Source organism: Deltaproteobacteria bacterium (assembly GCA_021159305.1).
In the GTDB taxonomy this organism is placed as follows: Bacteria; Campylobacterota_A; Desulfurellia; order JAGGSF01; family JAGGSF01; genus JAGGSF01.
In genome coordinates, this window is sequence record JAGGSB010000030.1 from 1 (window position 1) to 7,275 (window position 7,275).

6 protein-coding genes are annotated in these 7,275 nt (G+C 38.5%); 2 read left to right on the forward strand and 4 right to left on the reverse strand.

Annotated elements, in window-relative coordinates; all coding sequences use genetic code 11:
• The coding region (locus J7J10_01810; GenBank protein ID MCD6129677.1) for a sodium-translocating pyrophosphatase at positions 1-1,874 on the forward strand (1,874 nt) is incomplete at its 5' end.
• On the opposite strand, the gene J7J10_01815 is transcribed toward J7J10_01810, so the two are convergent.
• The 4 genes from J7J10_01815 to rnc are packed head-to-tail and all read right to left on the reverse strand — an operon-like array spanning position 1,871 to position 6,136.
• Positions 1,871-3,220, reverse strand: a complete 1,350-nt coding sequence (locus tag J7J10_01815; protein MCD6129678.1) for a phosphoglucosamine mutase — start codon at positions 3,218-3,220, stop codon at positions 1,871-1,873. The two genes, J7J10_01810 and J7J10_01815, sit on opposite strands and share 4 nt — an antisense overlap.
• Positions 3,221-3,229: 9 nt before the next feature.
• Positions 3,230-4,618, reverse strand: a complete 1,389-nt coding sequence (mgtE, locus tag J7J10_01820; protein ID MCD6129679.1) for a magnesium transporter — start codon at positions 4,616-4,618, stop codon at positions 3,230-3,232.
• Positions 4,585-5,472: a GTPase Era gene (gene era / locus J7J10_01825; protein MCD6129680.1), complete on the reverse strand. Its 888-nt coding sequence runs from the start codon at positions 5,470-5,472 to the stop codon at positions 4,585-4,587. The genes mgtE and era overlap by 34 nt, the downstream gene beginning before the upstream one ends.
• A complete protein-coding gene (gene rnc, locus J7J10_01830; protein MCD6129681.1) occupies positions 5,465-6,136 on the reverse strand; it encodes a ribonuclease III in 672 nt (223 codons plus the stop codon). Before rnc ends, era begins: the two co-directional genes overlap by 8 nt.
• A gap of 489 nt (positions 6,137-6,625) precedes the next feature.
• Between rnc and J7J10_01835 the strand changes: the two genes are divergently transcribed.
• Positions 6,626-7,275, forward strand: a 650-nt coding sequence (locus tag J7J10_01835; GenBank protein MCD6129682.1) for a complement resistance protein TraT, incomplete at its 3' end; no start/stop codon positions are given.

Consider the following 7,275-nt stretch of genomic DNA (forward strand, 5'->3'; position numbering starts at 1 on the left):
TAGGCGCAGCGGCGTTTTTGAAGAGGGAATACACCGCTTTATCTATCTTTATAATTGTAGTGTTTATTCTACTCTCAATATTTATCAATTATCAAACTGCCTTAGCGTTTTTAGCTGGAGCAATAAGTTCCATGTTAGCAGGCGTTTTTGGTATGAATTCATCCACCACAGCCAGTGTGAGGACTACAGAAGCAGCTCGATCAACAGGGCAAGAAAAATCATTGCTGGTTTCATTTTACGGTGGTTCCGTGATGGGACTTTCGGTGGCCAGTTTAGGACTATTGGGCTTGGGTATTTTATATTATATATTCTGCAGGGATATTACTACTGCATATATTATCACCGGCTATTCTATGGGCGCCAGTTCAATAGCCCTATTCGCCCGTATGGGAGGGGGTATTTACACCAAGGGTGCTGATGTAGGAGCAGACCTGGTGGGAAAAGTAGAGGCAGGAATTCCTGAAGATGACCCCAGAAACGCAGCGGTTATTGCAGATTTGGTAGGTGATAATGTAGGTGATATAGCAGGGATGGGAGCGGATATCTTTGAATCTTATGTAGGTGCTATTGTGGCCACTATTGCGGTGGGTGCAACGATGGTTTTAGCTCCCGGAAAGGAAATGTTGCGTTCAAGCTACATGGCCATGCCTTTGTTGGTAGCTATGGCTGGATTGATTTCTTCTTTTGTGGCTATCTTTTCCATTAATATTCTAAAAAAAATAAGTCCTCAAGCTGCTTTGAGATATGCAACATATGTAGGGGCAGTGATTTTAATTATTCTCACATACTTTATTGATAGAGCAGTTTCACTCCCCATCGGTGTATTCTGGGCCATTTTTTGGGGTCTTTTAGCAGGTATTTGTATAGGATTAATAGCAGAGTATTATACCTCTGGTAAACCTGTAAGTAAAATTGCCGAATCATCTAAAACAGGACCTGCTACGGTGATAATTTCCGGTACATCCTATGGCATGGAAAGCACAGTTCTTCCTATTATATTTTTATGCATAGCCACATATCTGGGATATACATCTGCTGGTGTTTATGGTGTAGCTATCACCGCAGTGGGCATGCTTTCTACGGTAGGCGTCACTATGTCTGTTGACGCTTATGGACCTGCTGCTGACAATGCAGGAGGTATTGCAGAAATGTGTGGATTAGATCCAAAAGTAAGAGAAATTACAGATAGCTTGGATAGCTTGGGTAATACCACGGCAGCTATAGGAAAAGGGTTTGCCATTGGTGCTGCCGCTATGACTGCCCTTGCTTTCTTTATAGCTTATACTCAAGCAGTGGGCATCACAGGCATTGACATTACCGATCCTAAAGTAATGATAGGGATGCTTTTTGGAGGGTGTATACCATTTCTTGTGGCAGCTTTAACCATGAGAGCAGTGGGCAAAATAGCCTTTTTAGTGGTAGAAGAGGTAAGGAGACAGTGGAGAGAAATTCCCGGGATCATGGAAGGAAAGGCAAAGTGTGATCCTGCAAAATGCGTTTCCATCACTACAAAAAACTCTATTAAAAAAATGATTTTACCTGGTATCATAGCCATTTGCGTACCACCAGTCATTGGTTTCCTGTTAGGTAGAGAAGCCTTGGGAGGCACGCTTTTGGGCGCACTCGTGTCCGGCGTAATGTTAGCGCTATTTATGGCTAACTCCGGCGGTGCTTGGGACAATGCCAAAAAATTGATTGAAAGAGGATTTTTAGGCGGTAAGGGATCAGAAGCTCACAAAGCTACCGTTATAGGCGATACAGTAGGCGATCCGTTTAAGGACACATCAGGTCCTACTATGAACATCCTAATAAAACTTATGTCCGTTATCTCCCTGATTATTGCACCTCTGCTTTTGCGTTATTGGGGAGGTTAGAGAAGACATCTTCTAAGCACATCTGAGATATTATCGATGCAGGTATTTAGCGCATTTTTGTCCTCTGATTCGCCTGCTATGCGAACCACGGGCTCTGTGCCTGAATACCTCACGATAATTCTTCCCTTGTTGCTCAATGTTTTTTCAGCCTCATCTATTACATCTTTTATCTCTTTTATTTCATCCAATGGAATCTTCTTGCTCACATAAACACTCTTTGTTCTTTGAGGTATTCTTATAAATTCTCTCTTCATTTCAGATAACTTCTTGCCCTCTTCTTTCATAATTGACAACACCTGCAAGGCGGTAACTACACCATCTCCGGTGGGGTTGAAATCGCTTAAAACAATATGACCCGACTGTTCACCACCCAAATTGTAGCCATTAGCAAACATTAATTGAGCAATGTTTCTATCACCAACATCTGTTCTAATGAGGGTTATCTGCTCTTTTTTGAGAAATCTCTCCAACCCTAAATTGCTCATGATCGTCGCTACTACTGTATTTTTACTTAATTTGTTCTTTTGTTTCATGTGCTTGGCCAAAATAGCCATAGTTTCATCTCCATCCACTATTTCCTGATTTTCATCGCAGAATAAAACTCTATCACCATCTCCATCAAAGGAGATCCCTATGTCCGCACGGTATACTTTGGTAGCTTCCTGAATACAGGATGGATGAAGAGAGCCGCATTTTTCATTAATGTTTGTCCCGTTAGGATCTATATTGATGGGAAATACCTCTGCTCCCAATTCTTCAAATATAATGGGTGCAACCTTATATGTTGCACCGTTTGCACAATCTATCACCACTCTTAAACCATTCAATGAAAGATTTTCCGGAAAAGTGGATTTCGCATATACCACATATCTACCCAGCGTGTCTCTCACTCTGAACACTTTTCCTATATTTTTTCCCGTTGGTCTTATATGATTTATCTCATCAGAAAGTGTAAGTTTTTCTATTTCATGTTCAATCTTCATTGGCAATTTTTTTCCTTCCTTAGAGAAAAATTTTATACCATTATCATTAAATGGGTTATGTGAGGCAGAGATGATGATGCCAGCATCCGCTCTCATGTTTCTCACCAAAAATGCGATGGCAGGAGTGGGCATGGGTCCCACCAAATATGTATTTACTCCCATCGAGGTAATACCAGCGGCAATAGCATGTTCAAACATATAACAGGAAAGACGAGTATCTTTACCCACTAAAATTTTGTGCTTTTCTCGTTTATTTCTAAATACATAGGCTACTGCCCTTCCTACCCTGAATGCAATATCCGGAGTCATAGGATAGATATTTGCTTCTCCCCTTATGCCATCTGTACCAAATAATTTACTCATTTCCCCTCCTCAAATAATTTTCAACATTACCACGCAAATGGAAAGATAAATAATAAGACTTATAATATCATTAAAACTGGTGATGAATGGACCCGAACTTACCGCAGGATCTACCCCTACCTTCTTTAATCCCACAGGTATCAATATACCCAATAGTGTGGTAATAAACATAGACAAAAACAAGGATGTTCCCACAGCTATAGCTAGTGCCATATCCCTTTGAGTTACAAAGGCGATCGCGCCTACCAATATACCGCATATTATACCAATAGTGACTGCCACTCTCAATTGTCTCAAAACGATATATTTTATACCAAGTTCCCTTATTTTACCTATAGCAATACTTCGAACGATAATTGTTTGTGATTGTATACCAGTGTTTCCTCCTAAAGCCATGATGAGTGGTATAAAAAAGGAAATTGCGATAAATTGTTGAAGTGTTTTATCGAAACTATGAAGTACCGCACCAGAAACAGATTCTCCAAACAGGCTCACCAAAAGCCACGGCATCCTATATTTCACGATTTTCCATATTGAACGCTCGCTCACTTCAGCTCCCGATGTTCCTGCCAATTTGTACATATCTTCCGTTGTTTCTTCTCTTATTACATCAATTATGTCATCAACACTTATAACACCTACCAGTTTGTTAAGGTTGTCCGTTACAGGAACGGCCAAAAGATCGTATTTATCTACCAACCTTGCTACCTCTTCCTGATCCATCTCCGTTCTCACCGAAATAGCATGAGGCATCATTATATTTTCTATTCTCTCTTGAGGATCAGAGGTAATTAAGGCTCTTAAAGAAACCACACCAACCAAATGTCTATTTTCATCTACCACATATGTATAGATGATCTTTTTGTTCTTGCTCATCCTTCTAATGACATCCATTGCTTCTTTTACCGATAGATTCTTATTTACGGAAAAAACATCTGGATCCATTATACCGCCCGCTGTATCCTTGGGATATACCAGAAGTTTTGTTATTTCTTCCTGTTTTTTACCGCTCAATTTACTGAGAATAATATCTGTTTTTTCTTCCGATAATTTTTCATAGATATCTGCTGATTTATCGGATGGCAGTTTTTCAAAAATATGTGCCGCTTTGTCTTCGCTCATTTGCTCTATAATTTCAGCAGCCGTGTAATCATCAAGATCTTCCATAACTTGAGTAACTATATCAAGGTCTTCAATGGTTTTTATAACAGTCATGCTTTCATCAAGGGTGAGGTTTTGAATAATACTGGATATATCTGCCGGATGTAGTTTTCTAACAAGGTTGGATAAATTTTTGTATGCTTCTTTCCTCACCAATTTTCTCGTTGTATTTGTTAGCAGACCTATAGTTCTGCTTTCTTCCATTAAAACCTCTGATGGGTGAGCTTTTTTACCCATTCCTCTTTTTTTGTCCACTTATGCTTTGTCTTCACCCACAATTCCAAAAACACCCTGCAATCCAAAAATGCTTCTATAGATTTTCTTGCCATTGTACCAATTTCTTTCAGCATTTTCCCATTTTCTCCAATCACTATAATCTTTTGCGATTCCCTTTCTACAAAAATGATTGCCTTTATATAATACATATTTTTTTCTTGTCTATATTTTATCTCCTCTATTTGCACTGCAACGGAGTAAGGAATTTCGTGTTTTAATTTTTCTATCAATTTTTCCCTAATCAACTCCGAAATAATAAACCTTTCTGTCTCTGTGGTGATTTGTTCTTGAGGATAGTACTTCGGCCCAGAAGGCATTATCTCTATTATCTTTGATAAGAGTTCTTTTATTCCTTCATTCTTTATTAAACTTATTCTCTGTACACATCCAAACGGAAAACAGTTTAGAAATTTTTCCTCTGTTTCCTCTATTTCTTTTTCATCGTGAAAGAGTTCTGTTTTGTTTATGACCAGAATCGAGGGAATATCCTTCATTATCTCAAAGTAAGTGATGACCTCTTCATCTATTATTCCTTTTTCATCCGTGACGAACATCACCGCATCGCTATCCTTTATTGCTGTTCGGATCTTGGAAATCATTAGCTTATTTAATGCCTTGTCTGCTTTGTGTATGCCTGGTGTGTCAAAGAAGATTAACTGATAGTCTCCCCCCGTTAAAATACCGCAGATATTTGTCCTTGTTGTCTGCGCTTTTTTAGAAGTGATGGCTATCTTCTCTCCCAACAATTTATTCAATAAGGTTGATTTCCCCACATTGGGCTTACCTATAATGGAAATATATCCCGATTTAAACATCTTTCAGTCTCTGCAAGGCCTCTTCCGCCGCTTTTTTTTCTGCTTCCTTTTTTGTTCTTCCTGCTCCTGTTCCATAAGGCTTTTCGTTGATGTAAACACCAATATAAAATATTTTTTGGTGTTCTTCTCCTTTTTCTCCCTCTAACTTATAACAAGGTAAAGTGTCAAATCTCTTTCGCGTTATTTCCTGAAGTGCGGTTTTACAATCGGTGGTTGCATCTTTTTTTACTATTTCATCTATTCCCTCTTTCAAGAGATTCAAAATGACCTTTTTTGCCTTTTCCCATCCTCCGTCTAAATATACTGCACCCACTAATGCCTCAAGTGTATTCTCTAAAATAGAAGAATTTAAAGCAACCTTTCCTTTGATTTCTCCTTTGCCTACCTTGAGATATTTATAAAGCTTGAGATTATATGCTATCCGAGACAGTGCTTCTGTACATACCGAAGCAGCCTTTATTTTAGACAATTTGCCTTCCGTGAAGGAGGAATAATTTTTAAACAAATATTCTACTGTAGCCAGTTCAATCACCGCATCTCCTAATAATTCCAGTTTTTCGTTGGAAGAATTTACATCTTTTACAAAAGACCTATGAGTTAGTGCTTTTACGAGCAAATTTTTATCTGCGAATTTATAGTTTATGCTTTTTTCCAATCTTTCCACAGGTTTTATCTATCACAATATGGGATACAAATCAATTTTATTCCCGAATGGAGGAGTAATAGAACAATGAACGGCAAAAAGGTAAATTAAGTTAAGAAGAAAATTTCTTTTTCAGCCTTAGGATTGCTATGATAAAGACCCCGTGTAGTATAGCAAGCTACTACACGGGGTGAACAGATTAAGATAAATAAGATAATAAAATTAAATTATCTTTTCTTTTTTCTTCGGGGGCATACTTCCCAATCCGTCCAATCCAGAGGCTTAAATTCTTTTTCTATCTGTTTGGTAGTTTTGCCAATATATTCCGATTTTGATGAGCAAAAATGTCTACCTGCAATGGGGAACAAGAATGTGTAAACTGTGCTTGACTTTAATATAGCAACCACATGGTTTGACATAAGCTTGACGAAAGATAATTATTATAATAAAACTATGCATTACAGAAACAGAATTGGACATGGAAAAAATTATATTAAAGGAGGTACTTAAATGTGTAGCTTTTCGTGGTTTTTATACTTTAAAAAACTTACTTTTACTATGGTTGGGTTATTTTTAATAGTTTCACTTGCCTCATGTGCGGCAACAATGTCCGCAGTGGAACATGCAAAATTAGAAACATCTGCAAAAATGAGTGACACTATCTTTCTTACTCCCACACCACAAGCAGAGAAAACGGTATTTGTTCAGGTCAAAAATACAAGTGATGTGCCTATCCGTCTGCAGGAATTAGTAATCCAGGAACTTACACGCAAAGGATATAAGGTTATAACAGATGATCCATATAAGGCACACTATTGGCTGCAAGCAAATGTCCTTTACATGGGTGAGGAGAAAAAGCATCTCACTGCTGATGCGGCTTTAACAGGAGGATATGGCGGTGCTTTACTTGGTGCAGCAACAGGTAGAGGAACAGGAAGATATACTGGCGCTGCAGCTGGTGCTTTAATTGGTTCTGCTGCTGGTACGCTTATTGGTTCGGCTATTCATGTGGATACTTATATGGGCGTAGTGGATATTCAGGTAAAAGAAAAAATATTACAGGGAACGGTGGCAACAAGCACTCAATCTAATTTAAAGCAGGGCATAGGAACGACTATAAAATCATCTCATCATGCCGTTTCTAATTATCAAGCTTACCG

Coding starts and splice junctions, on each gene's coding strand:
- mgtE (MCD6129679.1), bottom strand. CDS start 4,618: ATGGGTAAAAAAGCTCACCCATCAGAGGTTTTAATGGAAGAAAGCAGA.
- era (MCD6129680.1), bottom strand. CDS start 5,472: ATGTTTAAATCGGGATATATTTCCATTATAGGTAAGCCCAATGTGGGG.
- J7J10_01815 (MCD6129678.1), bottom strand. CDS start 3,220: ATGAGTAAATTATTTGGTACAGATGGCATAAGGGGAGAAGCAAATATC.